We start from the raw sequence: 26,912 nt of genomic DNA on the forward strand, positions 1-26,912 counted from the left end.
CGCGACGGAGCGCCACGGCACAGCGCCGTGAGGTGGAGAATCGAATTGACGAGACACGCGCTGATCGGAGGACGAATGCTCGGCGAACACCACTACGCGATCGAGGTCGAATGGCAGGGCGATCGTGGCGAGGGCACCGCGGGCTACCGCGCCTACGGCCGCCGGCATGTCGTGCGCGCCGTCGGCAAGGTGCACGAGATCGCAGGGTCGAGCGACCGGGCCTTCCACGGCGACCGCGAGCGTTGGAATCCCGAGGAGCTGCTCCTCGCCGCGCTCAGCGAATGCCACATGCTCGCCTACCTGCACGTGGCCACCAACCACGGCGTGATCGTGCGCAGCTACTCCGATGCGGCGACCGGTCTCATGCGGGAAGACGGTCGCGGCGGCGGCGCATTCGTCGAGGCGGTGCTGCGCCCGCACATCGAGGTCGCGGATGCCTCGATGGTCGAGCTCGCACGGACACTGCACGCCGAGGCCTCCGAGAAGTGCTTCATCGCGGCATCCGTCGCCTTCCCGGTTCGACACGAACCGGTCGTGACCGTCGTTCCCTGAGCTCGTCGAAGGGAGATGGCGATGTCATACGGACTCGCTTCGACAGGCTCAGCGAGCGAGGCCTGATCAGCCCGCCATGCCCGGCCTCGGCGGCGCGGCCGGCAGCGTCGCCTCGGGAATCGGGCAGGCATGCCCGCCGACGAGCCGGCTGCACGGCGGCAGGAAGCCGGGGTAGCGCTCAGCGCCCGGGTCGCCGAACCAGCGGTGCCAGAGTCGCCAGAAGTTCAGGTTGCCGAACGCCGAGCACCCGTCGCCGATTTCGGGGTCGGCGATCGCGGCCGGGTTGGGCTGGTAGGGCGTGTAGTTGTAGAGGTTGGCCGTGGCCTGATTGGCGATGGCGACGGATGCCGTTCCGCACGCGGCATCCGGATGGAACTGCACGTCCACCGCGCCGACGTGGAATGCGCGGTCGGGCTCTTCGGTGTACTGCCGGAACTGCCACGCGGCGTTGTACACCTGGTTGAAGAAGCCGAAGTACTTCGTATCGCAGTCGGCGGTGTCGGGGCATCCGTAGCCCGTTGCCCGCAGGTAGCCCGACTCGCTCGGCCGGGTCAGCAGGGACTGCTCCTTCTGCAGCAGCACGAGGAGCGTCTTCGGGCTGACGCTGCACGCCGCGGACACCTTCGCGATGATGCGGCTCGCACGCTCGCGGATGCCGCCGCGATACTCCGCGCAGTGCCCGGGGCCTGCGGCGGCTTGCGTGGTGGTGCTCTGCTTGTAGTCGGCGAGGCACGCCACTCGGCCGTCGGGGCGGCAGTCGAGCCCGTCGAGGAAGGCCTGGACCTCCTGTTCGCTCATCGCACCGGCGTCGTAGAACGAGTCGTCGCTCACGATCAGGCTCGGGTCGAATTGCGTCGCCGGCGGGATCGGCAGGTCGGTGACGGTGACTGTGCCCGAGTCGGCTCCTGCGGCGCGTGGCGTTTCGCTCGGGCCCGCGCACGCGGCGAACGCGAGCATGACGAGCACGGCCGCGGTGACGCGGGCGACGACCTTGGCGGAACTCATCGGACTGACGATACCGGGGCGAAGCCGGGATCGGCTGGGAATCCGATCACATCCGCTCGCGCGGCACTACCCGATCGGCGAGCTTGGCGAGGGCGCCCTGCGGCGGGGTCTCGTTGTACACACCGGCGAGCTCCTGACCGCTCAGCGCGTGGATCGCCGCCATGATCTCGTCGGTCGCAGCCCGGCGGGCACGGCCCGATGTCGCCTGGCCGTGACGGCTGAGGTCGAGCGGCTCACCGAAGCGCACCGTCACCCGTCGTACGCGCGGGAGCTTCGCTCCGACGGGCTGGATCTGCTCGGTGCCGATGAGTCCGACGGGAACGACCGTTGCACCGGTGATGAGTGCGAGCCAGGCCACGCCGGTGCGGCCGCGATACAAGCGGCCGTCGAGTGAACGGGTGCCCTCGGGATAGATCGCGAAGGCGTTGCCCGCCTCGAGGATGCGGCGGCCGGCGTCGAGCGCCTCTTGCGCCTGCGAGCCTGCACCGCGTTCGACGGCCACGGCGCCGATCGCGCCGAAGAACGTGCGCGAGACCCAGCCGGAGAAGCCGGTGCCGGTGAAGTAGCTCGACTTCGCCAGGAACTGCACGGGTCGCGGTGACGCGAGGGGGATCACGATGCTGTCGACGAACGAGAGGTGGTTCGAGGCGAGGATGACCGGGCCGCGCATGGGCACGTGCTCGGCGCCGATGATCTTCGGACGATAGATGAGGCGCACGAGCGGGCGGAGGACGCCGCGCACGATGCGGTAGAGGGGTCCCTGCCGGACTGGTGCGGGTACGGCAGCGGCCTCGGTCTCAGTCACCTTGCGACCCTACGCGCGCCGACATGCGTCGCACGGCATATCCGGATCCCGCGCGCGTCGCGCGGTTCGCGAGTGGCTGCGTGCTGCCGAGGCGGCCTTTCGTGCGAGAAGTTCGCGGCCTCCGTGCGAGAAGATGGGGGCATGGATGTCGCAGCTGAGGGGGAGCTGATCGAGCTCGAAGCCTCGGGGGCGCGCGTCGTCGTGGTCTCGCGGGGTCGGCGCGGACCGGGTGCCGATTCGGTGCTGCGCGGACTCGTGGCGCGCGCGACCGGAGTGCCCGCCGACGACGTGGAGCTCGTGCACGCCTGCGCCGAGTGCGGCGCGCGGCACGGGCGGCCGTCGGTCGCATACCCGCTGACGCCCTCCGGCGGGGCGTGGTACGCCGACGTCGCCGTCGCCGGTGACGCGATCGTCGCGGCGACGGCCACGCGGCATCCGCTCGGTGTGGGCATCGAGGCCGCCACCCTCGATGCCGGGGAGGTGATCGACGAAGCCGCGTTCCATGCGAACGAGCGCGCAGCCCTCGACGGGTTCGACCCCGCGAGCCGAGCGATCGCCCGGGCGACGCTGTGGGCACGGAAGACCGCGCTCCTGCGCGCGGTCGGGCACACCGACTTCATCGAGCCGTCGCGCCTTGCGCTCACCATGCCGAGTGACGACGGCGGGGTCGGTCGCATCGAACGGAGCGTGCCCGAGTTCGGGTCGGGCTGGCGCGACATCCGATTCCACGACATCGAGGTGCCGGGCAACCGGGCCGCTTCGGTCGCGGTGCTCGGCTGAGCGCCCGACCAGAAACCCGCACCCGACACCCGCACACCGACCGACGCGCACACTCATACAGTGGGGGCATGCGTTCCGTCATCATCCTCGGCTCATCCGGTTCGATCGGCACCCAGGCCCTCGACGTCATCAGGGCGAACCCGCGGCGGTTCGACGTCGTCGGCCTCGCCGTCGGCTCCAACCGCGCGGTACTCGATGCCCAGGCCGCCGAGTTCGGAGTCGAGCACACGGCGGTCGGCATCGATGAGGCTGCACAGCTCGTGCGAGATGTCGACGCCGACGTCGTGCTGAACGGCATCACCGGTTCCGTGGGACTCGGGCCGACGCTTGCGGCGCTCGAGCGCGGCACCACGCTCGCGCTCGCGAACAAGGAGTCGCTCATCGTCGGCGGCGACCTCGTGACCAGACTCGCGAAGCCGGGCCAGATCGTCCCGGTCGACTCCGAGCATTCGGCGATCGCGCAGGCGCTGCGCGCGGGCGCTGCCGACGAGGTGCGCCGGCTGGTGCTGACCGCTTCGGGCGGGCCGTTCCGCGGGCGACGGCGCGACGAGCTCACGGCCGTGACCCCGGCCGAGGCGCTCGCGCATCCGACGTGGGACATGGGCCTCGTCGTCACGACGAACTCGGCGACCCTTGTCAACAAGGGCCTCGAGGTCATCGAGGCGCACCTGCTCTTCGGCGTCGAGTACGACCGAATCGACGTCGTCGTGCACCCGCAATCGATCGTGCACTCGATGGTCGAGTTCATCGACGGCTCGACGATCGCCCAAGCCTCTCCACCTGACATGCGGCTGCCGCTCTCGCTCGGCCTCGATTGGCCGAACCGGGTCGGAGGCATCGGCAAGCCACTCGACTGGACGACCGCGCAGCAGTGGACGTTCGAGCCGCTCGACAACGAAGCGTTCCCCGCGGTCGCGCTCGCCAAGCAGGTCGGGCGCGCGGGTGGCGAATACCCCGCGGTCTTCAATGCGGCGAACGAGGAGGCGGTGGCGGCGTTCCACGCCGGGCGCATCGGCTTCCTCGACATCGTCGACACGGTGCGCGGCGTGGTCGAGGAGCACGAGGCATCCGACGCGGCGCTGACGATCGAGTCGCTGGGTGAGGCGGAGCGCGCCGCGCGGCGTGCCGCCGAGGCGCGTATCGACCGCGTCTCCCGTTGATCGAGTAGGCCCGCTATCCCGTTGATCGAGTAGGCCCGCCAGGGCCGTATCGAGATCTTCGTGCGGGGTCTCGATACGCTCCTTCGTCGCTACTCGACCAGCAAGGCCCGTCGGCCGTGCGGGGTCTCGATACGCTCCTTCGTCGCTACTCGACCAGCGGAACCGTCGCTGCTCGACCAACGAGCACCGGCGCTGAGCTCACAGCCGACCGCCAGCGCACTCAAAGGCTCGCGCACTACGCTTGCAGCCGTGGAATCCGTGCTCGCCTTCATCCTCGGCGTCGTCATCATCGTGATCGGCATCGCCGTGTCGATCGGCCTGCACGAGATCGGCCACCTCGTGCCCGCGAAGCTCTTCGGCGTCAAGGTCACCCAGTACATGATCGGCTTCGGTCCGACCATATGGTCGCGCAAGAGGGGCGAGACGGAGTACGGCGTCAAGGCCATTCCGCTCGGCGGCTACATCTCGATGATCGGCATGTTCCCGCCCGGCAAGGGCGAGCAGGTGCACGCCGACAGCACCGGGTTCTTCCGCGGTCTCGTTCAAGACGCGCGCGACTCGAGCTCCGAATCCATCACGGCCGGCGACGAGCATCGCGCCTTCTACCTGCTGCCGGTGTGGAAACGCATCATCGTCATGTTCGGCGGCCCGTTCATGAACCTCCTGCTCGCAGTCGTGCTGTTCGCGGTGCTGCTCATGGGCTTCGGCGTCGCGCAGTCCTCGACGACCATCGGCTCGGTCTCCGCGTGCGCACTGCCGGCGACGAGCGAGCGGCAGACCTGCGGGGCTGACGATCCGGCAGCGCCCGGCGCAGCGGCCGGCATCGAGCCCGGCGATCGCATCGTCTCCGTCGCCGGTGAGCCCATCGAGACCTGGGCCGAGTCGACGGCGATCATCCGCGACCGTCCGAACGAGCCCGTCGCGTTCGTCGTCGAACGCGGCGACGAGACCATCGAACTCGAAGTCACCCCGATGCTGAGCGAGCGCTTCGTGCTCGACGACAAGGGCCAGGTAGTGACGGATGCCTCGGGCGCCGAGCTGACCGTATCGGCCGGGTTCGTCGGCATCAGCCCCGCGACCGAGACCGTTCAGCAACCGGTGACCGCGGTGCTGCCCGCCGTCGGTGAGAACGTCGCCGGCGTCGCCGGCATCATCCTGAACCTGCCGCAGCGCATGATCGACGTCGCGAATGCGGCGTTCGGTCCGGGTGAGCGTGATCCGAACGGCCCGATGTCGATGGTCGGCGTCGGCCGGCTCGCCGGCGAGATCGCGACGATCGACGAGATCCCGATCGCTTCGAAAGCGGCGACCATGGTCGGCATCCTCGGCTCACTGAACATCGCGCTCTTCGTGTTCAACATGATCCCGCTGCTGCCCCTCGACGGCGGCCACATCGCGGGTGCGCTCTGGGAAGGCATCCGTCGCGGCTTCGCCAAACTCTTCCGCCGCCCTGACCCGGGCCCCGTCGACCTGGCAAAGCTGATGCCGGTCACCCTCGCGGTCGTCGTCGTGTTCGGCGCGATGAGCGCGCTGCTCATCTACGCCGACATCGTCAAGCCGGTGCAATTCTTCTGAGCGGGGCGCCGATCGCGATCGCCTCGCATCAGATCGACTCGTACTCCCTGCGGAGTAGCGGGTGAGCCTCCGCAGGGCCGATTCCAGCCGTCGCGGCCGGCGATACGATCGGGGAATGCCTGTGCCCCCGTGGGCGGACCGCCAGTGGGACGGTCGCCCCGAACGATTCCGGCCGCCGCCGGGCGTCGTGCTGTTCGCGCCGGTCATCATCAGCCTGCTCGTGCAGGTGCCCGCCGCGATCGGCATCGCGGTGTGGACCGGCGTGCCCTGGCCGGCCGCGATCGGTCAGGTGGCGCTGGCCGCCGCGGGCGCGCTCGCCCTCCTCGGCGCCCGCCGTTACCCTGGCCCGACGGTCGCCGTGGTCGCGGCCGTCGCGCTCGCCGATCTCGTGCTCGCCCCCGACCTCGGGCCGCCGTACGTCGCACTCGCCTTCGCGATCGTGCTCGCCGTCGCACGCGGAGCCGTGGTGTGGGCGGTCGCCTCCGTGGTCGTGGCCTGGGCCGCGGCGATCGTGCTCGGTTCGATGATCGGGCTCTCGTGGCATCCGTTCCGTGTCGCCTTCACGACACTCGGGCTCGCCGTGTGCTTCGGCATCGGCTGGTTCGTTCGAACGCGCCGTTCACGTGCGTCGGCGTACCGCGCAGAGGCGATGCGCCGACGCCAGAGCGCCGAGGAGCGCGAGCGGGTGCGCATCGCCCGCGAACTGCACGACGTCATCGGTCATGCTCTCTCCCAGATCAACGTGCAGGCCAGCGTCGGGCTGCACCTCATGGACCGCGACACCGAACAGGCTCGCGCAGCCCTCGGCAGCATCAAGGAGACGTCGAAGTCCGCGCTCGAAGAGGTGCGCACCGTGCTCGGGGTGATCCGCGACGGGGAGGCACCGCTCGCGCCGCAGGCCGAGCTCGCCGAGTTGCCGAGGCTCGTGCGCGGCATCCGCTCGCCCGGTCTCGACGCGCAGCTCGTCGACCGCTTGGACGAGTCGCCGCGCCGCGCGGTGCAGTTCGCCGGATATCGCATCGCGCAGGAAGCACTGACGAACGTGGTGCGGCACGCGGGCGCGTCGCACGCGACCGTCACGGTCGAGCGTACGGGCGATGAGTTCGTGCTCACCGTCGACGACGACGGCGACGGTATCAGCACGGGTCCGGCGGCCCGCGATGGCAGCGGCGTGCTCGGCATGCGTGAGCGCGCGGCACTTCTCGGCGGCACGGTCGAACTCGGTCCGTCGCCGCTCGGCGGTACCCGCGTCACCGCCCGGCTGCCCTGGGGAGGGGTCGCATGATCCGCGTCGCGCTCGCCGACGACCAGATCCTCGTGCGTGCGGGGTTCCGCGCCCTGCTCGAGTCGGAGGACGACGTCGTGGTCGTGGGAGAGGCCTCGAGCGGTGAAGAACTGCTCGAACTCGTGCGACGCGAACCCGTCGACGTCGTGCTCATGGACATCCGCATGCCCGGGAGCGACGGCCTCTGGGCGACCGAGCAGATCGCCGCCGACCCGAAACTCGCGGGGGTGCGCGTCGTCATCGTGACGACCTTCGAGCTCGACGAATACGTCGCGCGGGCCGTGCGTGCGGGTGCGAGCGGGTTCCTCGTGAAGGACACCGAGCCGGTCGACCTCATCCGTGCGGTACGCGTCGTCGCGAGCGGCGAGGCCCTCTTGTCGCCGGGGGTCACGAAGCGACTGCTCGAGCGCATGTCGGTCGGCCTTCGGGATGCCCCCGATGAAGAGCGGCTCGCCGCGCTCACCGACCGCGAACGAGAGGTGCTGCGCCTCGTCGGCCTCGGGCTCACGAACGACGAGATCGCCGGCCGGCTCGTGCTCAGCCCGCTCACGGCGAAGACGCACGTCTCGCGCATCATGTCGAAGCTGCACGCCCGCGACCGGGTGCACCTCGTCGTCGTCGCATACGAGTCGGGGCTCGTCGCGCCGGGCTGGCAGTAGCCGAGGCATCCGCTCGCTCACGGTCGTGCGGAAGCGGAGGAGGAAGGAGCGGGCAGGCGGTCGGGAGCAGCCCAGACGCCCGGCATGCTCCCGGGGGAGCAGCCGAAATGACTCCGCCGGGCGGATTCGCGGATGCCTCGAGCTCGCGAGACTCGAATCGACGGCCTGATCAGCAGGCTGCACGATCAAGGGAACACAAATGCTCTCCACCCTCGCCACCACCGCGGTGGTCACTCACGCCGGCCCCTGGGCGGCCGGGTTCGGATGGATCTTCTTCCTCATCCCGATCTTCTGGATTCTCGTCATCGGCCTGATCATCTTCGCAGTCAGCCGTCGCCGACGCGCTTGGGCGCACGACGGACCCGATGGTTCGTACGGCCCACCGTGGATGCGCGGCGGCAGCTCGAGCGCCGAGTCGACGCTCGCCGAGCGCTTCGCGAAGGGAGACATCGACGAGACCGAGTACCGCGCACGCCTCGAGGTGCTGCGCACGAACCGGCCGAACGCCTGACGGGCGACGACGAGGGGCTGATGCTTCGGCGTCCGCCCCTCGTCGTGTGCGATGCGGCATCCGTGTCTCAGCCGCCGAGTGCCCGTTCGAGTGCGGCAGCCTGGTGACGGTGCCCGACGGTCTCGTACCCGACGATGACGACGAAGGGTGCCGCCGCGGTGATCAGGATGCCGGCCCCGAAACTCGCCCCCAGGGCAACGGCGACCACGGCGAGCGCGAGGGCCGCGATGCTCCCGATGGAGAGCCACATGCGGAACGGGTCGAACTGCCGGAGGAGCAATGAGTAGACGGAGAACAGGGTGACCATGAACACGGCGACCGGGATCACGACCGTGAGTAGCACCGCCACGATGCCGATGTGCGCGACGCCCTCGATCTCGAACGCGGCGACGTGCAGCCCGGCACCCGTTGCGGCGAGGGCCGCGAAGATGAAGTAGTGCGCGTAACCCCAGACGAACCCGCGTTGACGGAACTTCGTCAGCACGTCGCCCGAGGGCATCGTGAAGTACACCCACCACAGTCCGAACGCGAGGGCCGTGCCGCCGAACGCGACGGCGATCGTCTCGACCGACCACCCCTGCTCCTCGATCACCGCCGAGATCGCGAGGATCGTTCCCAGCACGATCTCGCCGAGCGTGATGATGACGAGCAGTCCGTAGCGCTCGGCGATGTGATGGGCGTGCCACGGGGTTCCGCCGTCGGGCCGGTGCTCGGCGATGTACGGGCCGGCGACCTCGACGAGGATGCAGAGCACCGTGAACACGATCGTCGGCCAGAGCGGCAGATTCACGAAGATGAGCACCACCCACCCGAGTTGCGCCGCCGAGACGAAGACGACGTACGTGAGCGCGGTGCGGCGGCGCGACGGGTCGTGGCGCGCGGCACGAAGCCAGAGCGCGATCGTGGCGACGCGCATCACGACGTAGCCGGCGACCACGACGCCGTTGTCGACGTGCTCGCCTTCGTCGAGTGAATGGAACAGCGCCGGAAGACCGAGCGCGACGACGAGCGAACCCAGCATCTCGACCATGGTCGCCACTCGGAAGAAGACGTCGTCGTTGTCGTACGCCGACGCGAGCCACGAGTAGTTGAGCCACGCCCACCAGATGGCGAACACCGCGAAGCAGAAGCCGCCGATCGCGGGGCCCCAGTGGCCGATCTCGAGGAGATGCGCGGTCTGCGTGCCGGCCAGGCTGAAGGCCACCACGACCGTGAGATCGAAGAGGAGCTCGAGCGGTGTCGAGGCGCGGTTCGGCTCGTCGGGGTCGCGGCCGACCATGCGCCGCAGGCGGTGGTCGAGCGCCGGATGCGTCACCTCGGTCATGCGGCACATCTTGCCACGCGGTTCCGTCGGTGGAGTAGCGCCCGACGGTGGAGGAGCTGTACCGAGGTTCCCGTGGGGGGATCTCGATACGCTCGCCGGCACTCGCTGCTCGATCAGCGTTGCACTACTCGATCAGCGTTCGCGCGGGTGGGTCAGCGCGACAACAGCAGCGCCTCGCCCTGCCCGCCGCCGCCGCAGAGCGCGACCGCTGCGCGGCCTCCGCCGCGACGGGAGAGTTCGAGCGCGGCGTGCAGCGCGAGCCTGGCACCGGATGCTCCGATGGGATGCCCGACCGCGATGGCGCCGCCGTGCACGTTGACGACGTCGGCCGAGACGCCGAGCTCACGCGCCGACTCGAGCGACACGGCTGCGAAGGCCTCGTTGATCTCGATGAGGTCGAGCTCGGCGGCTGTGCCGCCCGACTTCTCGAGCGCTGCGGCGATCGCGTTGGCGGGCTGGGCGTGCAGCGAGTTGTCGGGGCCGGCCACTTGGCCCGCGGCGCCCACGAGTGCGAGCCAGGGGAGCCCGCGCGACTCGGCCCAGTCGCGGCTGGCGACGATGACCGCCGCGGCTCCGTCGGAGAGCGGCGAGGAGTTGCCGGCGGTGATCGTGCCCTCGGCGGAGAACGCGGGGCGGAGCCTGCCGAGTACCTCGACCGTGGAGTCGGGGCGCACGCCTTGGTCTTCGGTGACGATCACGGGGTCGCCCTTGCGCTGGGGGATCTCGACCGAAACGATCTCGTCGGCGAAGACGCCGCCGGCCTGTGCAGCGCCGGCGCGCTTGTGCGATGCAGCCGCGATCTCGTCTTGCGCCGCGCGCGTGAGTTCGTATCGGCCGTTGAAGCGCTCGGTCGACGCGCCCATGGAGTCATGGTCGAAGGCGTCGGTGAGGCCGTCGTGGGCGGCGTGGTCGAGCAGCTCCCAGGAGCCGTACGGCTGGCCGCGGCGAGAGCCGGGCAGCAGGTGCGGGGCATTGGTCATCGACTCCTGGCCGCCGGCCACGACGACGGATGCCTCGCCGAGGCGGATCAACCGCGCAGCATCCGTGATGGCGACGAGGCCCGAGAGGCACACCTTGTTGACCGTCGTGGCCGGCACGCGCCAGGGGATGCCGGCGGCCACGGCGGATTGCTTCGCGGGGTTCTGGCCGGCGCCGGCCTGGAGCACCTGGCCCATGATCACGGCGTCGACGTCGTCGGGAGAGACCCCGGCCTTCTCGAGTGCGCCGCGGATGGCGACGGTGCCGAGCTCGACCGCCGTCTGGCCCGCGAGGTTGCCGTTGATGCGGGCGAACGGGGTGCGTGCCCCCGCAATGATGACGACGTCGGGGATGCTCATTTCCAGGACTCCTTCGTTCGGGTTGCGAGCGGCACTGCTCTCAGCCTATTGTACTTTCCTGAGACCTGAACCAGCTGTCAGGTTTGCGAATGCACCACACGATCCACATCACATTCAGCCATCCACTGTTGAGAGGCACATCCATGCGGGCTACGAAGAAGTACCTCGCGACGGCCGTCATCGCCGCCGCGACCATTGCACTGGTCGGGTGCGCCCCGACCACCACCGGCAACGCCGGGTCGACGGATGCCGCAGCGCCCGTGAAGATCGCGATGCTCACGAGCCAGACCGGACCGCTCGCCGCGTACGGCGAGGCGTACACCGCCGGTTTCGAAGCCGGCCTCGACTACGCGACCGACGGCACCGGCACGGTCGACGGCCGCGAACTCGAGATCGAGTGGGCCGATGACCAGGGCAACCCCGACACCGCCGTCTCGAAGGCGAAGGACTTCATCGGGCAGGGCTACCAGATCCTCGCCGGCACCGCCGCATCGGGCATCGCGACGGCGCTCGCCGAGCAGGCTGCGCAGAACCAGATCCTCTACATCTCGGGCCCCGCTGCGGCCGACGCCATCACCGGCGTCAACGAGTACACGTTCCGCTCGGGTCGCCAGACGTACCAGGATGTCGCCACGGCGGGCACCTTCATCGGCGACCCCGCCGGCAAGAAGGTCGTCGTCTTCGCGCAGGACAACGCCTTCGGGCAAGGCAACCTCGCCGGCGTCCAAGCCGTGCTCGGCGGGCAGGGGGCAACCGTCGAGGGTGTGCTCGTCGCCGAGGACGCGACCGAGTTCACCCCCTTCGCCCAACAGCTCGTCGATGCGGCACCCGACCTCGTCTTCGTCGCGTGGGCCGGCGCCTCGTCGGGCGCCATGTGGACCTCGCTCTCGCAGCAGGGCGTGTTCGGGCAGGTGCCGGTCGTGACCGGCCTCGGCGACGTCGCGACCTACGGTGCGTACGGTGACGCCTCGAGTGACATCTCGTTCCTGAACCACTACTTCGGCGGGGCCGCGGGCACTGACATCGAGGCTGCGATGATCGAGCACCTCGATGCCGCGGGCGCCACCCCCGACCTGTTCTCGCCCGACGGCTTCGTCGCGGCGCAGATGATCGTGCAGGCCGTGCGCGAAGGCGGCGACACCGTCGACGGCATGATCGCCGCGCTCGAGGGCTGGACCTTCGACTCGGTGAAAGGCGAGATCACGGTGCGAGCCGACGACCACGCCATGATCCAGCCGATGTACCAGGCCAAGCTCGTGCAAGACGGCGCCGGCTGGTTGCCGGAACTCGTCGACACGGTCGACGCCGAGACGGTCGCCCCGCCGGTCGCCGGCAAGTGACCAGAGCGGCGGCCGCGCTCCCGAACGCGGCCGCCGCCCCGCCACCCGAACTCGCAGTAAGGCGACCATGACCCACCCAGCGATGCTCAGCCTCGAGCACATCGGCCTCCGCATCGGCGGCGCCCGCATCCTCCACGACATCTCACTCGAGGTGCCGACCGGCGAGATGCTCGGTGTCATCGGCCCGAACGGTGCGGGCAAGACGACGCTCTTCAACGTCATCTCGGGCGTCGTGCGGCCCAGCGACGGCAGCGTCGCCATCGACGGCGTCGACGTCACGCGCGAACCGATCCATCGCAGGGCGGCCGCCGGGCTCGGCCGCACCTTCCAGACATCGAGTCTCTTCGCCGCACTGAGCGTGCAGGAGAACGTGCGGCTCGCGGCGCAGGCCCATGCGGGCGGCTCGACCTCGGTCTTCCGCATTCCGAGGGCGACGGATGCCGCGAGCGCACGCGCGCTCGACGCTCTCGCCGAAGTGGGCCTCGAGCACCGCGCCGATGCGCAGGCCGCCGGGCTCGCGCATGGTGAGAAGCGCAAGCTCGAGATTGCCATGCTCATCGCGATGGACCCGAAGGTGATCTTGCTGGATGAGCCGATGGCCGGTGTCGCCTCGGGCGACGTGCCGGCGATCACCGAGGTGATCCGGAGCCTGCACCGCGGCGGGCGCACCGTGCTCATGGTCGAGCACCACATGGAGGTCGTGCTGGGCCTCGTCGATCGAGTGGCCGTCATGCATCACGGTGAACTGCTCGCCGTCGACACCCCGGAGGCCGTGATGGCGAATCCCACCGTGCAGTCCGCCTATCTCGGGGAGACGGTGTGAGCACGCCGACAACCGCGACCCCGATCCTCTCGGTGCGAGGCCTCTCGGGGCGCATCGGGGGCCAGCAGGTCGTCGAAGACGTCTCCTTCGAGGTGCCGGCCACGGGTGTCACCGCCCTGCTCGGACGCAACGGCGTCGGCAAGACCTCGACGATCAAGTCGATCCTCGGACTCATCGAGCGCAGCGGCGAGGTCGTGCTCGCGGGCGAGCGCATCGACCGGCTGCCCACCCATCGCATCGTGCAACAGGGCGTCGGCTACGTGCCCGAGGACCGCGAGGTCTTCGGCTCCCTCACGGTCGCCGAGAACCTGCGACTCGCCGAACGCGACGACCGGCCGCGACGTGATCTCATCGCCGCGCTCTTCCCCGACATCCACGACCGCCGTGCCCAGCGGGCAGGCACGCTCTCCGGAGGGCAGCAGCAGATGGTCTCCCTCGCCAGGGCGCTCGTGAACGAGAACCGGCTCCTCCTCGTCGACGAGCCCACCAAGGGGCTCGCGCCCAAGATCGTCGACGACGTCGCGATCGCGCTCGCCGAAGCGGCGCGCACCGTGCCGATGCTCCTCGTCGAACAGAACCTGCACGTCATTCGGAAGCTCGCGGAGCGCGTCGTCGTGCTCTCAGGCGGCCGGGTCGTCTTCACGGGCGACGCCGCCGAACTCCTCGACGACGAAGATCGCATCCAGCGCTACCTCGGCGTGCACGATGCCGATGCCGCACCCGAGGGGAGCACCCGATGAGCACCGTCGTCCTCCTCGTCATCACGGGCCTCGGCCTCGGCGCCCTCTACTTCCTCGTCGCGAGCGGACTCTCACTCATCTACGGCCTCATGGGCGTGCTGAACTTCGCCCACGGCTCGTTCCTGACGATCTCGGCCTTCCTCGGATGGGAGGTCGGCCGTCGTGTCTCCGACGGCACCTGGTGGGGGCTCGCACTCTCGGCACTCGTCGGCATCGCGGTCGGCGCGATCGTCGCGGCGCTCACCGAGTACCTGCTCATCCGCCGCCTCTACGAACGGCACATCGAGCAGGCCCTCGTCACCGTCGGGCTCTCCCTCGCGAGCGTCGCGCTCTTCGAGGGCATCTGGGGCACCGACCCGATCTACACCGACAAGCCGGACTGGCTCGGCCAGACCACCGTGATCCTCGGTGCGAAGATCCCGAACGACCGGTTCCTGCTCATCGCCTGCGCGCTCCTCGTGCTCGGCGGCATCGTGCTCTTCCTGCGCAGGACCCGCTACGGCCTCATCATCCGCGCGGGCGTCGAGAACCGATCGATGGTCACCGCGCTCGGCATCGACGTGCGCCGCTCGTTCACGCTCGTCTTCGCCATCGGCGGAGCCGCCGCAGGACTCGGCGGCGTGCTCGCCTCGGTCTACTACGGCTACGTGTCGGCCCACCTCGGCTCGACGCTGCTCATCTTCGCATTCATCGTCACGGTGATCGGCGGGCTCGGATCGCTGACTGGGGCGGCGATCGCCTCGGTGCTCGTCGCCGTGCTGCAGCAGTTCGCCAACTTCTACCTCGGCGGCACGGGCGACCTGGTCGTCGTCATCGCGCTCGCCGCGGTGCTGCTCATCCGCCCGCGCGGACTCATGGGGAAGGTCGCATGAAACTTCGACCCATCGACAAGCTCAGGGCGCCGAAGGCCCAGGGCGGGGCCCAACAGACGACGGATGCTGCGGCATCCGCTCCCACGACGACACCGACGGGCACCGCGGCATTCGCTCGACGGCGCCTGTGGCTCGCGCTCGGCGGCGCTGCACTCGTGGTGCTGCTCGCCGTGCTTCCACTTCTCGCGATCGACATCCCGGGCGTGCTGCCCGGCCCGACCTACACGCCGGGCACGCTGCAGCTGCTCGCCTATGCGATGCTCATCGCCGCCCTCGCGCTCAGTTACCGCATGATGTTCGGCCTCGCCGGTCTGCTGTCGTTCGGGCACGCGCTCTTCTTCGCGGCCGGCGCATACGGGCTCGGAATGGCGCTCGACGCGTTCGCGCCGGTCGCATGGCCGAGCGAGCTCATCTTCCTCGGCTCGATCGTCGTCACGCTCGTGCTGGGGCTCGTGCTCGCGGCCACAGTCGGCGCGCTCGCGCTTCGGGTCACCGGCATCTCCTTCGCGATGGTGACCCTCGCGTTCGCGCAGGCGGGGTCGGTCATCATCCGGCGCAATCCCGGCGGGGCGACGGGCGGCGACGAGGGGCTCTCGCTCGACATCACGAACGTGCCCGACGCCCTCGTCGGCGTGCTCAACACCCGCAACCTCTACTGGGTCGCACTCGGTGTGCTCGTCTTCGTGTATCTCGTGGTGCTCTGGGTCGAGAAGAGCCGGGCCGGTCACGTCGCCGAGGCGACCCGCGAGAACGAGCTGCGCGTGCGCGTCATCGGCATCCGCCCCTACAACGTGAAGCTCCTCATCTTCATCGTCGCCTCGGTGCTCGCAGCGGTCGCCGGCATGGGGTACCTGCTGCTGCAGTCGGGGGCGTCCCCGCGCGTCGCGACGGCCGACTTCACGCTGACCCTGCTCGTGATCGTCGTGCTCGGCGGGGTGGGGTATCGCTGGGGTGCCATCGTCGGCGGTATCGTCTACACACTGCTCGACCAGCGACTGACGGCGCTCGCGGGCTCGGACGCGATCGCGGCCCTGCCCGATGTTCTCCGCATCCCGCTCTCAGAGCCGTTGTTCATTCTGGGAACGCTCTTCATTCTCGTGGTGCTGTTCCTGCCCGGGGGGATCGCGGGGATTCCGCAACGGATCCGTTCGGGCCGGAAGCTGCACCCGGCCGAAGCTGAGGAGAACGCCGATGCCTGACGGCATGCACACCCTGGGGCGTTGGACCGCCGATCGCGCCCGCGCGACCCCCGATCGCATCGCGATCGACGACCGCGGCGTCGTGATCACGTATCGTGAGCTCGACGAGCGCGCGAAGCGACTTGCGGCGGCCTTCCGCGACGCGGGATTCGCGATCGGCGACCGGGTCGCGACCATCACCGGCAACAGCGCCGACCACGTCGTGCTCTTCTTCGCGTGCGCCAAGGCGGGTCTCGTGCTCGTTCCGCTGTCGTGGAGGCTCGCCCCGCGAGAGCTCGCCACCCAGCTCGAGATCGCCGAGCCAGCGCTCCTCCTCGTCGAGAGCGAGTTCGAGTCACTCGCCAAGGCGACGCTCGCCCGGCTCCCGCGGCGCGTCCCGTCTGCACCGCTCGGGGCTCACGGCGTCGAGGCCGAGGTGCCCACGCCGGCGCGCGAGGTCCGGGCCCCGGCATCCGAACGCACCGCAGTCGCCGACGACGATGCCATGCTCATCATCTTCACCTCGGGCACCACCGCGACGCCGAAGGGCGCGGTGCTCACCCACGCGAACTGCTTCTGGACGAACCTCTCGTTCTCGCGCATCGCCGAGTTGCGTGCCGCCGACACGGTACTCGCGGTCATGCCGCAGTACCACGTGGGCGGCTGGAACATCCAGCCGCTGCTCGCCTGGTGGACCGGCGCGACCGTGGTGCTCGAGCGCACCTTCGACCCCGGACGGGTGCTGCACCTCATCCAGGAGCGGCGGATCACGACGATGATGGGCGTGCCCGCGAACTACCTCTTCCTCGCCCAGCACCCCGACTTCGCACGCACCGACCTCTCAAGCCTCGAACACGCCATCGTCGGCGGCGCGCCGATGCCTCCGGCGCTGCTTCGCACGTGGCATGCGCGCGGCGTCGCCCTCACCCAGGGCTACGGGCTCACCGAGGCGTCGCCCAACGTGCTCTGCCTGCCCGATGAAGACGCGCGCAGCCGCGCCGGCTCGGCCGGCAAGCCGTATCCGCACGTCGACGTCGCGGTCGCCGATCCCGTCACCGGCGAACGTCTCGACGGCGAAGGCGAAGGGGAGCTGCTCGTGCGCGGTCCATCGGTGTTCGCCGGGTACTTCCGCGACCAGGCCGGCACGGCAGCTGCACTGCACGACGGCTGGCTGCACACCGGAGACCTCGTGCGCCGCGACGGCGACGGCTACTTCACGATCGTCGACCGCATCAAGGACATCTACATCTCCGGCGGCGAGGGCGTCGCACCAGCCGGGGTCGAGGCGGTGCTGATGGGTCACCCGGCCGTCGCCGAGGTCGCGGTCGTCGGGGTCCCCGACGAACGCTGGGGCGAAGCCGGCGTCGCCTGGGTCGTCGCCGCACGCGGGCACGCGACGGATGCCGCCGAGCTCGTCGACTTCGCGCTCGAATCGCTCGCCCGCTTCAAGGTGCCGCGCGAGGTGCACCTCGTCGACGAGCTGCCGCGCTCGACCGCGGGCAAGGTACTGCGGCGCGTGCTCGTGGAGCGTGCGACCGCACTTGCCTCCACTGGAACGACGTACCGGCGGGAGGACGCCAGATGAGCGCCGCACCCCGCACCGCACGCGGTGAGAAGACCCGCCGCCGGCTGCTCGAGGCCGCAGAGCACGTGTTCTCGGCCCATGGCTACCACGATGCATCCGTCTCGCGCATCACCGACCACGCCGGCGTCGGACAGGGCACGTTCTACCTCTACTTCGCGACGAAGCTCGACATCTTCAACGAGCTCGTCGAAGACCTGAACCACCGCGTGCGGCAGGCCATGAGCGAGGGCTCACGCGGTGCCACCACCCGCATCGAGGCCGAGCGAGCGGGCTTCGCGGCCTTCTTCAGGTTCACGGCGGAGCATCCGGCCCTCTACCGGGTCGTGCGCGAGGCCGAGCTCGTCTCGCCCGACGCGCTGCGACTGCACTACACGCGCATCGTCGACGGGTACATCGACGGCCTGCGTGAGGCGAGCGACGATGGCGAGATCGGCGATATCGACCCGACGGTCGCCGCGTGGGCGCTCATGGGCATCGGCGAGATGATCGGCATGCGCTGGGTGCTCTGGGGCAATGGCGATGCCGAGCCCGGCGACGACGCCGACCCGACGGCCAGCGGCACCCGAGCCGTGCCCCCGCACGTGCTCGACGAGATGATGCGCTTCATCGAGGGTGCCCTCGGGCGACCGGCCACCGCGCCGGCCTCGATGACCGAAGACGCAAGAGGCCCGCGCAGCGACGCGGCAGGCAAGGAGGAATCGTGACCGATCTCAGCGGGCGACGCGCGCTCGTCACCGGGGGAGCGAGCGGCATCGGCGAGGCGTGCGCGCGCGCCTTCGCCGAGGTCGGCGCCCACGTCGTGATCGCCGACCTCAACGGCGATGCGGCCGAACGCGTCGCCGGCGAGATCGGCGGCGAAGCGTGGCAGGTCGACCTCGGCGACACCGCCGCGCTCGCCGAACTCTCGCTCGAGGCCGACATTCTCGTCAACAACGCCGGCCTGCAGCACGTGCGGCCGATCGAGGAGTTCGAGCCGGAGCGGTTCTCCTTGCTCATCCGGGTGATGCTCGAGGCGCCGTTCCTGCTGATCCGCGCTGCCCTGCCCGGCATGTACGAACGCGGCTTCGGCCGGGTCATCAACATCTCGAGCGTGCACGGGCTGCGCGCCTCGGCATACAAGTCGGCGTATGTCGCCGCGAAGCACGGACTCGAGGGCCTCTCGAAGGTCACCGCACTCGAGGGCGGCGCGCACGGCGTCACTTCGAACTGCATCAATCCCGCCTACGTGCGAACGCCGCTGGTCGAGAAGCAGATCGCCGACCAGGCGCGACTGCACGGCATCTCCGAGGCCGAGGTGGTGCCGAAGGTGATGTTGACCGAATCGGCGGTCAAGCGGCTCGTCGAGCCCGAAGAGGTCGCGAGCCTGGCGCTCTGGCTCGCCGGGCCGTCGGCCGGCATGGTCACGGGTGCGAGCTACACGATCGACGGCGGCTGGAGCGCCCGGTGACGTCGACACCTTTCGCCGCGCCCGTCGAGGGCGGCATCCTGGCCGGCGGCCAGTGGCGGGCGGATGCCCCTGGCCTGCCGGTGCTCGCCGTGCACGGCATCTCGGCGACCCACCGCAACTGGGACCTCGTGGCAGGCGGCCTCGACGGTCGCCGTGTGATCGCACCCGACTTGCGCGGCCGCGGACGCAGCAACGCCCTGCCCGGCCCCTACAGCCTCGAACGCCACGCCGACGACGTCGCTGCGGCACTCGATGCCCTCGGCGTCGACCGGGCATACGTCGTCGGCCATTCGATGGGGGCGTTCGTCTCGGTGCGGCTTGCCCAGCGACACCCTGATCGGGTCGCGGGCCTGGTACTCGTCGACGGTGGCCTGCCGGTGCCGAACCCGGAGGGCGTGCCAGAGGAGGAACTGCCGGCGGTGCTGCTCGGCCCGGCGCTCGAGCGTCTCTCGATGACCTTCCCCGATCGCGCGGCATACCTCGCCTTCTGGCGGCGGCATCCGGCGCTCGGACCGTACTGGAACGCGTCGATCGAGGCGTACGTCGAGTATGACCTCGACGGCGAGGAGCCGAATCTCCGCAGCTCAGCGGTCGCGGCGGCTGTCATGGAGAACGCCGTGCAGCTCGATGGGGTGAACGGATACGTCGACGCGCTCGAGGCGCTGCCCGGCCCGGTCGACTTCTTCCGGGCACCGCGCGGCCTCCAGGACGCCGCGCCGCTCTACGCAGAGGCGCTCGTCGCCGAGTGGGCCGAGCGGATGCCGCAACTCGTCGTGCACGAAGTGGCCGACGTCAATCACTACACGATCGTCATGACCGAGCCCGGCGCGGGTAGCGTGATCCCTGTGATCCGTGCCCGCATCGAGGCGGCGGAAACACAGGAAGGTACATCGTGACACTCGACAAAGTCGTCGGGTCCGCTCAAGAGGCGGTCTCCGACATTCCTTCAGACGCCAGTCTCGCCGTCGGCGGGTTCGGGCTCTGCGGCATCCCCATGGTGCTGATCCAGGCACTGCTCGATGCAGGGGTCGACGGGCTCTCCGTCGTCTCGAACAACTGCGGCGTCGACGACTGGGGGCTCGGGGTGCTGCTCGCGAAGCAGCGCATCGCGAAGATGACCTCGTCATACGTCGGCGAGAACAAGGAGTTCGAGCGGCAGTATCTCTCGGGCGAACTCGAGCTCGAGCTGACTCCGCAGGGCACCCTCGCCGAGAAGCTTCGGGCCGGCGGCAGCGGCATCGCCGCATTCTTCACCCAGACCGGCGTCGGCACCCAGGTCGCCGAGGGCGGGCTGCCCCGGCGTTATCACGCAGACGGCACGATCGCTGTTGCCAGCCCGGTGAAGCCCGTACAGACCTTCGACGTCGCCGGCGAGCCGCGCGAATTCGTGCTCGAAGAGGCGATCACGACCGACTTCTCGCTCGTGCATGCGCTGAAGGGCGACCGTTACGGCAACCTCGTCTTCGACAAGTCGGCCCGCAACTTCTCGCCCCTCGCGGCTATGGCCGGCCGCATCTGCATCGCGCAGGTCGAGGAAGTCGTCGAGCCCGGCGAGCTCGATCCCGATGCCGTGCACCTGCCCGGTATCTACGTCGACCGCATCGTCGTCGTCGGCCCTGACATCGAGAAGCGCATCGAACGCCGCACCGTGCAAGAGGGGAACTGAGATGGCACTGACCCGCTTCGAGATGGCCGCCCGGGCGGCCCGCGAACTCGCCGACGGCTCCTACGTGAACCTCGGCATCGGCCTGCCCACGCTCGTGCCGAACTACGTGCCCGATGGCGTCACGATCCTGCTGCAGTCCGAGAACGGCATCCTCGGTGTCGGACCGTATCCGAGCGACGACGCGGTCGATCCCGACCTCATCAACGCCGGGAAAGAGACGGTGACGGTGCTGCCCGGCGCCGCGTACTTCGACTCGGCGACGAGCTTCGGCATGATCCGCGGCGGCAAGATCGACGCCGCCATCCTCGGCGCCATGCAGGTGTCGGCGACGGGTGACCTCGCCAACTGGATGATCCCCGGCAAGATGGTGAAGGGCCCAGGCGGCGCGATGGATCTCGTGCACGGCGCCCGCAAGGTGATCGTGCTCATGGAACACGTCGCGAAGGATGGCTCCGCGAAGATCGTGAACGAGTGCTCGTTGCCCCTCACCGGACGACGCGTCGTCGACCGCATCATCACCGACCTCGCCGTCATCGACGTGACGCCCGAAGGCCTGCGGCTCGTCGAGTGCGCTCCCGGGGTGACGGTCGACGAGGTCGTCGCCGCCACCGAGCCGCCGCTCATCACCTCCTCGCTGGTCGAGTAGGCCCGCCAGGGCCGTACCGAGACCCCCCGGATCCAGCGTCGAGAAAGCAGCACCATGGTCGAAACGATCTTCCCCGGCATCCTCACCCGCACGGTCGAGACGCCGCGTCTCGTCGCCGGCGTGCTCGAGCGGCGAGCGCATGCCCCGACGGCGACCGTGGTCTTCGTGCACGGCAACGTCTCGTCATCGCTGTTCTGGCAACCGATGATGCTCGCCTTGCCGCCCGAGATCGCGGCGTACGCCGTCGATCTGCGCGGGTTCGGCGACAGCGAGACGCTGCCGGTCGATGCCACCCGCGGACTTCGGGACTTCTCCGACGACGTGGCATCCGTCCTCGATGCCCTCGAGCTCGGCGCCGTGCACCTCGTCGGCTGGAGCATGGGCGGCGGCGTGGCGATGCAGCTGCTGCTCGACCGGCCCGAGCTCGTCGCGAGCCTCACCCTGCAGTCGACGGTGTCGCCGTACGGTTTCGGCGGCACGGCGCTCGACGGTTCGCTGCTGACACCGGATGCCGCGGGCACCGGCGGCGGGGGAGCGAACCCCGACTTCGTGGCGCGGCTCGCCGCCGGCGACCGCAGCGACGAGGCAGGTTCGCCACGAGCCGTGTACCGCTCGAGCTACGTCGCGCCCGGTTTCGTCTCGGAGCATGAAGACGTCTGGATCGAGTCGATGCTCTCGACGGCAACGGGGCTCGCCAACTACCCCGGCGATGCAGCGGCCTCCGAGAACTGGCCGGGGTTCGCGCCGGGCGGTCGCGGGGTGCTGAACACGATGGCGCCGACCGTCTTCAACACCGTCGGGATCGTCGAGCTCGAGGTGAAGCCGCCCATCGTCTGGATCCATGGCGTGAAGGACGCGATCGTGGGAGACGCCTCGTTCTTCGATCTCAACCAGCTCGGCAAGGCGGGCATCATCCCGGGTTGGCCGGGTGATGAGGTCGCTTCGGTCCAACCGATGGTGTCGCAGACGCGAGCGGTGCTCGCGGAGTACGCGGCACGCGGTGGTGTCGTCACCGAGCTCGCGCTCGAGAACTGCGGGCACTCGCCGCACCTCGAGCATCCCGAGGCGTTCCGCGACGCGCTCGTCGCCCATCTGACCGTCTGACGGTGCGCATCGGGGCAGACCCTGACGTCCGGAATGCCCCTCTGCACCGATACCGTGTCCCGAGGCAATGCGCGCAGATGCGCGTAGCGACGCAGTCGCGATCACCGTTACGGCGATGCTCGCTGCGACACTGCTCGCAGGTTGTGTGGCAACCCCGTCACCCCCTCGCCGTCGACGGCCGCGAGCGAAGCGCCCAGCATGCCGAGCTTCGGAGTCACGTTCACAGGCCCCGAAACGGCAAGCGTCGCGATCGCGACGTCGCGCGGACCCGCGAGGACGCACTCCGACACCGGGGCTCGCCTGAGCGCTGCACTATAGCGCGCGACCGGCCCCGGCGGGAAGGTCTGTCGCAGGGAAGATCCCGGTCCCACACTGGAAGCACGGGCGAGTCACCGCCCGGCGAGGTCGGCGCTCCACCGGCCGTCGGCTCGTCCGCACGGCGCACCGTCGAGGCATCCATCGATCGAGGAGGACACCGTGGCCGCAGATGGAGGAAGCCGTACCAAGCAGGAGGCACCGGCGCCCGACGACGACCGCAAGCCCGACACGCCCGCCGAGGTCTCCAAGAGCTCGTGGATGTACGTGCTTCGCAGGAGCTTCCGTGAGTTCATCGACGACGAGTGCCTGGACCGCGCCGCATCGCTCACGTACTACGGGGTGCTCGCCCTCTTCCCGGGCCTGCTCGCCATCATGTCGCTGCTCGCGCTGGTCGGGCAGGGACAGCGTGCGATCGACCAGATCTTCGGCTTCGTCGAACAAGTGGCGCCCGGTGAGGTGCTCGACGTCATTCGCGGCCCGATCGAGGACTTCAGTACGTCGCCCGCGGCCGGCTTCGGGTTCGTGACCGGTCTGGTGATCGCCATCTGGTCGGCCTCCGGGTACGTCGGCGCGTTCAGTCGGGGCATGAACGCCATCTACGAGATCGATGAGGGCCGCCCGTTCTGGAAGCTGCGCCCGATGCAGCTCGTCGTGACGATCATCACGCTCCTGCTCATCGTCGTGATGGCGGTCATCCTCGTGGTATCGGGGCCCGTCACCGAGGCGCTCGGCGAAGCACTCGGCCTAGGAGAGGCCGTCACGATCGTCTGGGAGATCGCGAAGTGGCCACTGCTGGCACTCGCCGTGATTCTCGCCATCGCGATCCTCTACTACGCCACTCCGAATGCGAAGCAGCCGAAGTTCCGCTGGATCAGCGTCGGCGCCGTGATCGCGATCGTGGTGCTCGTGATCGTCTCCGCCGGGTTCGCGCTCTACGTGGCGAACTTCTCGAACTACGACCGCACGTACGGCTCCTTCGCCGGCGCGATCGTGTTCCTGCTCTGGCTCTGGCTCGCGAACTGCGCTCTGCTCTTCGGGGCGGAATTCGACGCCGAGCTCGAGCGCGGACGCCAGCTCCAGGCGGGCATCCGCGCCGAGGAGAACATCCAGCTCCCGCCGCGCGACACCCGCAAGAGCGACAAGGCTGCGAAGAAGGAGCAGGAAGACATCGAGCTCGGCCGCAAGATCCGCTTGGAGCACGCGGACGAAGACGACGGGAACGCCGAGAATTCGGGTGAGGAGCGGCGGTAGGCCGCCGCTCCGATCGAGATGCACGAAGAGCGCTGAGCGGAGCGGCATCCGCTTCGCAGCCGCCGACCCTTCGTGCGGAAGTAGACTCGGATCGTGCCTGCTGTGAATCTCGGAATGCCCAAAGTCCCTGAGGTACTGGCCCCGCGACGCAAGTCCCGCCAGATCAAGGTGGGCAAGGTGCTCGTGGGCGGCGACGCTCAGGTGAGCGTTCAGTCGATGACGACGACGCCCACGACGAACATCAACGCCACCCTGCAGCAGATCGCCGAGCTCACAGCTTCGGGTTGCGACATCGTGCGGGTCGCAGTGCCGAGCCGCGACGACGCCGAAGCCTTGCCGATCATCGCGAAGAAGAGCCAGATCCCGGTCATCGCCGACATCCACTTCCAGCCGAACTACGTGTTCGCCGCGATCGACGCGGGTTGCGCCGCTGTGCGCGTGAACCCCGGCAACATCCGCAAGTTCGACGACCGCATCGGCGAGATCGCAACCGCGGCGAAGGCGGCCGGCGTGTCACTCCGCATCGGCGTGAACGCCGGCTCACTCGACCCGCGCCTGCTCCAGAAGTACGGCAAGGCGACGCCCGAGGCGCTCGTCGAGTCGGCGGTGTGGGAGGCGAGCCTCTTCGAGGAGCACGACTTCCACGACTTCAAGATCTCGGTCAAGCACAACGACCCCATCGTCATGGTGAAGGCCTACCGGTTGCTCGCAGAGCGCGGCGACTGGCCGCTGCACCTCGGCGTGACCGAGGCGGGCCCCGCGTTCCAGGGCACGATCAAGTCGGCGACGGCGTTCGGCATCCTGCTCGGCGAGGGCATCGGCGACACCATCCGCGTCTCGCTTTCCGCTCCGCCCGTCGAGGAGATCAAGGTCGGCCTGCAGATCCTCCAGTCGCTGAACCTCCGTGAGCGCAAGCTCGAGATCGTCTCGTGCCCGTCGTGCGGCCGCGCTCAGGTCGACGTGTACAAGCTCGCGAACGACGTGACCGACGGTCTCGAAGGAATGACCGTGCCGCTCCGCGTCGCCGTCATGGGCTGCGTCGTCAACGGCCCCGGCGAGGCTCGCGAAGCCGACCTCGGCGTGGCATCCGGCAACGGCAAGGGCCAGATCTTCGTGAAGGGCGAGGTCATCAAGACCGTGCCCGAGTCCGAGATCGTCGCGACCCTGATCGAAGAGGCCAACCGCATCGCCGACGAGATGGGCGCAGACGCGCCGGTCGGCACGCCCGAGGTGCTCACCCCGTAGTCGCGGGCCCCGCCCGAGCGTAGGGTGGGCGAAAACGGGTGCCCTGCGGCATCCGATCGCGAGAGGAGACCGCGATGAGCGGAGACGGCACCGAGTTCGAATACCCTGACGAAGCGGGGTATCCCGATGGCATGGGCACGCTCCACGAGGGCACCGACGACGCTGCGACGGCAGCCGAAGGCGATCTCGAGGAGTTCGCGCTCGACGACGAGGAAGACGTCGAGGGCGTCTGACCGGCGACGGCTCGAGTCGCTCCGACGTCAGGCCGCGTCGGCGACTCGGAACTGCACTGCGCCCGCGCGGATGTCGGCCGACTCCAGCACGACGTCGAGTTCCGTGCCGGCGCGCACTCCCGCCGGCGCTGGGCACGTTGCCGAGACGGCGGGCTCCGCGAGCTGGATCACGGCGTTCTCACCGCGCACCTCGAGCACCGTCACAGTGAAGCGTTCCCCGATGTGCCCGTGCAGCACGGCGGCCTCCACCCGGGCCACGGATGCCGCGTCGAGCTGACTCGCCCGCTGCGACGACGCACCCATGAGCGACGGGAGCGAGGCGAGCGATGAGCGAGCCCATTCGGGTACCTCGCGGCGGGAGCTGACCGCTTCGCACACGACGAGCGCCCACCGATCGACGAGGCGGCGCAGTGGCGCGGTGACGTGCGCGTAGGGCGCAGCGATCGCCGATTGCATCGGATCGGGCGGAATCGCACCATCGATCACGACATAGCCCGCACCACGGAAGAGTCCGGACGCCACCTGCATCACCGCGAGCGAGACGGGATCATCCCGGTCGAGCCCGCGAAGGTATTCGCCGTACGAGATCGTCTCGGGCCATGGTCGCCCGAGCGCCTGCGTCTGAATGCGGAATGCGGCGATTCGATCCTCGGTCGGCTTCGGCATCGTGCGGAGTATGCCGATGCGCGCACCGATCATGAGCTCTGCTGCGGCCATGCCGGTCATGAGGGAGAGCTGCGCGTTCCACTCCTCGACCGGCAGCGGGTGTCGGCGTTCGAGGGCGTAGCCGCCGTCGGGCGTGCGCACGATCTCCTCGTCGGGAGAGTTGAGGCTGGCGCCGCCGCGGGCGCGCTCGAGCTCGATGCGCAGGAGCCCGACCTCGCGGAGGAGGGTGAGCGATGAGCCCCCGTCACCTGCATCGATGCGCGCTTGCGCGTCGTCGTAGGTCAACTGTTCGCGCGAGCGCACTGTTGCGCGAGCGAGCTGTGTGCCGGTGACCACGCCGTGCCGGTCGAGTTCGAACGACCACACGAACGCGCTGCGGTCGGCGTCGGGCAGGAGCGAGGAACGGTCCTCGCTGAGCACGGGCGGATGCAGCGGCACTCGCCCGTCGGCGGCGTACAGCGTCTGACCTCGGCGTCTGGCCTCGTGGTCGACGGCACCGTCGGGGCGCACCCAGCCCGGGACATCCGCGATCGCATAGTGCACGATGAAACCGGCGGTCTTGCGCGCGATGTGCAACGCCTGGTCGAGATCGGTCGAACCGGGCGGGTCGATCGTGACGAACTCGATCTCGCGAAGATCACCCTCGGGCGGCGGTGTCGAGGTGAGCGTCGCGGATGCCTCGGCGTCGACCTCCGGCGGGAAGACGGCGGGCAGCTCGAGCTCATCGCGGAGCTCTGCGAGTGCCGTGGCGAGTTCGCTCTGCGCGGCGGAGACGGCGACATGATGGCGTCGTGCTGTCATGCGC

Annotated in this window: 27 protein-coding genes; 22 read left to right on the plus strand and 5 right to left on the minus strand. The window is 69.5% G+C overall.

Going from position 1 to position 26,912, the window contains the following annotated elements; translation table 11 throughout:
* The first annotated feature begins 75 nt into the window (after positions 1–75).
* On the plus strand, positions 76–552 hold the full coding sequence (locus AC1C2T_RS10760) for an OsmC family protein (protein ID WP_495385255.1): 477 nt from the start codon (positions 76–78) through the stop codon (positions 550–552).
* Between the two features lie 66 nt (positions 553–618).
* Here the strand turns inward: AC1C2T_RS10760 and AC1C2T_RS10765 are convergent, their stop codons facing one another.
* Positions 619–1,557, minus strand: a complete 939-nt coding sequence (locus AC1C2T_RS10765; RefSeq protein WP_495385256.1) for a hypothetical protein — start codon at positions 1,555–1,557, stop codon at positions 619–621.
* Positions 1,558–1,603: 46 nt separating this feature from the next.
* Positions 1,604–2,362, minus strand: a complete 759-nt coding sequence (locus AC1C2T_RS10770) for a lysophospholipid acyltransferase family protein (protein WP_495362544.1) — start codon at positions 2,360–2,362, stop codon at positions 1,604–1,606.
* A 141-nt stretch (positions 2,363–2,503) separates the two neighbouring features.
* Between AC1C2T_RS10770 and AC1C2T_RS10775 the strand changes: the two genes are divergently transcribed.
* The 6 genes from AC1C2T_RS10775 to AC1C2T_RS10800 all read left to right on the plus strand — a co-directional run bounded on the left by AC1C2T_RS10775 (position 2,504) and on the right by AC1C2T_RS10800 (position 8,332).
* The gene (locus tag AC1C2T_RS10775; RefSeq protein WP_495362545.1) at positions 2,504–3,142 is read left to right on the plus strand and encodes a 4'-phosphopantetheinyl transferase family protein; all 639 of its coding nucleotides are present in this window, start codon (positions 2,504–2,506) and stop codon (positions 3,140–3,142) included.
* Between the two features lie 68 nt (positions 3,143–3,210).
* Positions 3,211–4,302 carry a 1-deoxy-D-xylulose-5-phosphate reductoisomerase gene (gene dxr, locus AC1C2T_RS10780; protein WP_495362546.1) on the plus strand — a complete coding sequence of 364 codons (1,092 nt, stop codon included), beginning with the start codon at positions 3,211–3,213 and terminating at the stop codon, positions 4,300–4,302.
* Positions 4,303–4,551: 249 nt separating this feature from the next.
* Positions 4,552–5,877, plus strand: coding sequence for a M50 family metallopeptidase (locus AC1C2T_RS10785; protein WP_495385257.1), 1,326 nt, complete (start codon positions 4,552–4,554; stop codon positions 5,875–5,877).
* Positions 5,878–5,992: 115 nt separating this feature from the next.
* On the plus strand, positions 5,993–7,162 hold the full coding sequence (locus AC1C2T_RS10790; RefSeq protein ID WP_495385258.1) for a sensor histidine kinase: 1,170 nt from the start codon (positions 5,993–5,995) through the stop codon (positions 7,160–7,162).
* Positions 7,159–7,821, plus strand: a complete 663-nt coding sequence (locus tag AC1C2T_RS10795) for a response regulator transcription factor (protein ID WP_495362549.1) — start codon at positions 7,159–7,161, stop codon at positions 7,819–7,821. The genes AC1C2T_RS10790 and AC1C2T_RS10795 overlap by 4 nt, the downstream gene beginning before the upstream one ends.
* 199 nt (positions 7,822–8,020) lie before the next feature.
* A complete protein-coding gene (locus tag AC1C2T_RS10800) occupies positions 8,021–8,332 on the plus strand; it encodes an SHOCT domain-containing protein (RefSeq protein ID WP_495362550.1) in 312 nt (103 codons plus the stop codon).
* 67 nt (positions 8,333–8,399) lie between these two features.
* Here AC1C2T_RS10800 and AC1C2T_RS10805 read toward each other — a convergent pair whose 3' ends face one another.
* Both AC1C2T_RS10805 and AC1C2T_RS10810 read right to left on the minus strand, forming a co-directional pair.
* Positions 8,400–9,656, minus strand: a complete 1,257-nt coding sequence (locus tag AC1C2T_RS10805) for a low temperature requirement protein A (protein ID WP_495385259.1) — start codon at positions 9,654–9,656, stop codon at positions 8,400–8,402.
* A 152-nt stretch (positions 9,657–9,808) separates the two neighbouring features.
* Positions 9,809–10,993, minus strand: a complete 1,185-nt coding sequence (locus AC1C2T_RS10810) for an acetyl-CoA C-acetyltransferase (protein ID WP_495385260.1) — start codon at positions 10,991–10,993, stop codon at positions 9,809–9,811.
* 143 nt (positions 10,994–11,136) lie between these two features.
* Between AC1C2T_RS10810 and AC1C2T_RS10815 the strand changes: the two genes are divergently transcribed.
* From AC1C2T_RS10815 to AC1C2T_RS10885, 15 genes are all read left to right on the plus strand, one after another.
* Positions 11,137–12,333 (plus strand): substrate-binding domain-containing protein, encoded by a 1,197-nt coding sequence (locus tag AC1C2T_RS10815; RefSeq protein WP_495385261.1) that lies wholly within the window; start codon positions 11,137–11,139, stop codon positions 12,331–12,333.
* Positions 12,334–12,400: 67 nt separating this feature from the next.
* Positions 12,401–13,156, plus strand: a complete 756-nt coding sequence (locus tag AC1C2T_RS10820) for an ABC transporter ATP-binding protein (RefSeq protein WP_495385262.1) — start codon at positions 12,401–12,403, stop codon at positions 13,154–13,156.
* Positions 13,153–13,896 carry an ABC transporter ATP-binding protein gene (locus AC1C2T_RS10825; protein ID WP_495362555.1) on the plus strand — a complete coding sequence of 248 codons (744 nt, stop codon included), beginning with the start codon at positions 13,153–13,155 and terminating at the stop codon, positions 13,894–13,896. The genes AC1C2T_RS10820 and AC1C2T_RS10825 overlap by 4 nt, the downstream gene beginning before the upstream one ends.
* Positions 13,893–14,768: a branched-chain amino acid ABC transporter permease gene (locus AC1C2T_RS10830; protein WP_495362556.1), complete on the plus strand. Its 876-nt coding sequence runs from the start codon at positions 13,893–13,895 to the stop codon at positions 14,766–14,768. The genes AC1C2T_RS10825 and AC1C2T_RS10830 overlap by 4 nt, the downstream gene beginning before the upstream one ends.
* The gene (locus AC1C2T_RS10835) at positions 14,765–15,967 is read left to right on the plus strand and encodes a branched-chain amino acid ABC transporter permease (RefSeq protein ID WP_495385263.1); all 1,203 of its coding nucleotides are present in this window, start codon (positions 14,765–14,767) and stop codon (positions 15,965–15,967) included. The genes AC1C2T_RS10830 and AC1C2T_RS10835 overlap by 4 nt, the downstream gene beginning before the upstream one ends.
* Positions 15,960–17,531 carry a class I adenylate-forming enzyme family protein gene (locus AC1C2T_RS10840; protein ID WP_495385264.1) on the plus strand — a complete coding sequence of 524 codons (1,572 nt, stop codon included), beginning with the start codon at positions 15,960–15,962 and terminating at the stop codon, positions 17,529–17,531. Before AC1C2T_RS10835 ends, AC1C2T_RS10840 begins: the two co-directional genes overlap by 8 nt.
* Positions 17,528–18,235, plus strand: coding sequence for a TetR/AcrR family transcriptional regulator (locus AC1C2T_RS10845; RefSeq protein ID WP_495385265.1), 708 nt, complete (start codon positions 17,528–17,530; stop codon positions 18,233–18,235). The genes AC1C2T_RS10840 and AC1C2T_RS10845 overlap by 4 nt, the downstream gene beginning before the upstream one ends.
* Complete coding sequence (locus AC1C2T_RS10850; RefSeq protein ID WP_495362560.1) at positions 18,232–18,978, plus strand: 3-hydroxybutyrate dehydrogenase; 747 nt, start codon at positions 18,232–18,234, stop codon at positions 18,976–18,978. Before AC1C2T_RS10845 ends, AC1C2T_RS10850 begins: the two co-directional genes overlap by 4 nt.
* Positions 18,975–19,874, plus strand: coding sequence for an alpha/beta fold hydrolase (locus tag AC1C2T_RS10855; RefSeq protein ID WP_495385266.1), 900 nt, complete (start codon positions 18,975–18,977; stop codon positions 19,872–19,874). Before AC1C2T_RS10850 ends, AC1C2T_RS10855 begins: the two co-directional genes overlap by 4 nt.
* Positions 19,871–20,644 (plus strand): CoA transferase subunit A, encoded by a 774-nt coding sequence (locus AC1C2T_RS10860; RefSeq protein ID WP_495385267.1) that lies wholly within the window; start codon positions 19,871–19,873, stop codon positions 20,642–20,644. The genes AC1C2T_RS10855 and AC1C2T_RS10860 overlap by 4 nt, the downstream gene beginning before the upstream one ends.
* A gap of 1 nt (position 20,645) precedes the next feature.
* Positions 20,646–21,290, plus strand: coding sequence for a CoA transferase subunit B (locus tag AC1C2T_RS10865; RefSeq protein WP_495385268.1), 645 nt, complete (start codon positions 20,646–20,648; stop codon positions 21,288–21,290).
* Positions 21,291–21,344: 54 nt separating this feature from the next.
* On the plus strand, positions 21,345–22,394 hold the full coding sequence (locus tag AC1C2T_RS10870) for an alpha/beta fold hydrolase (RefSeq protein WP_495385269.1): 1,050 nt from the start codon (positions 21,345–21,347) through the stop codon (positions 22,392–22,394).
* Between the two features lie 477 nt (positions 22,395–22,871).
* Positions 22,872–23,963, plus strand: a complete 1,092-nt coding sequence (locus AC1C2T_RS10875) for a YihY/virulence factor BrkB family protein (RefSeq protein ID WP_495385270.1) — start codon at positions 22,872–22,874, stop codon at positions 23,961–23,963.
* 114 nt (positions 23,964–24,077) lie between these two features.
* Positions 24,078–25,208 carry a flavodoxin-dependent (E)-4-hydroxy-3-methylbut-2-enyl-diphosphate synthase gene (ispG, locus tag AC1C2T_RS10880; protein WP_495362567.1) on the plus strand — a complete coding sequence of 377 codons (1,131 nt, stop codon included), beginning with the start codon at positions 24,078–24,080 and terminating at the stop codon, positions 25,206–25,208.
* A gap of 74 nt (positions 25,209–25,282) precedes the next feature.
* On the plus strand, positions 25,283–25,441 hold the full coding sequence (locus tag AC1C2T_RS10885; RefSeq protein ID WP_495350659.1) for a hypothetical protein: 159 nt from the start codon (positions 25,283–25,285) through the stop codon (positions 25,439–25,441).
* Positions 25,442–25,468: 27 nt separating this feature from the next.
* On the opposite strand, the gene AC1C2T_RS10890 is transcribed toward AC1C2T_RS10885, so the two are convergent.
* Positions 25,469–26,908, minus strand: coding sequence for an RNB domain-containing ribonuclease (locus tag AC1C2T_RS10890; RefSeq protein ID WP_495362569.1), 1,440 nt, complete (start codon positions 26,906–26,908; stop codon positions 25,469–25,471).
* Positions 26,909–26,912 lie beyond the last annotated feature (4 nt).

The organism is Agromyces sp. Y558 (assembly GCF_059445415.1).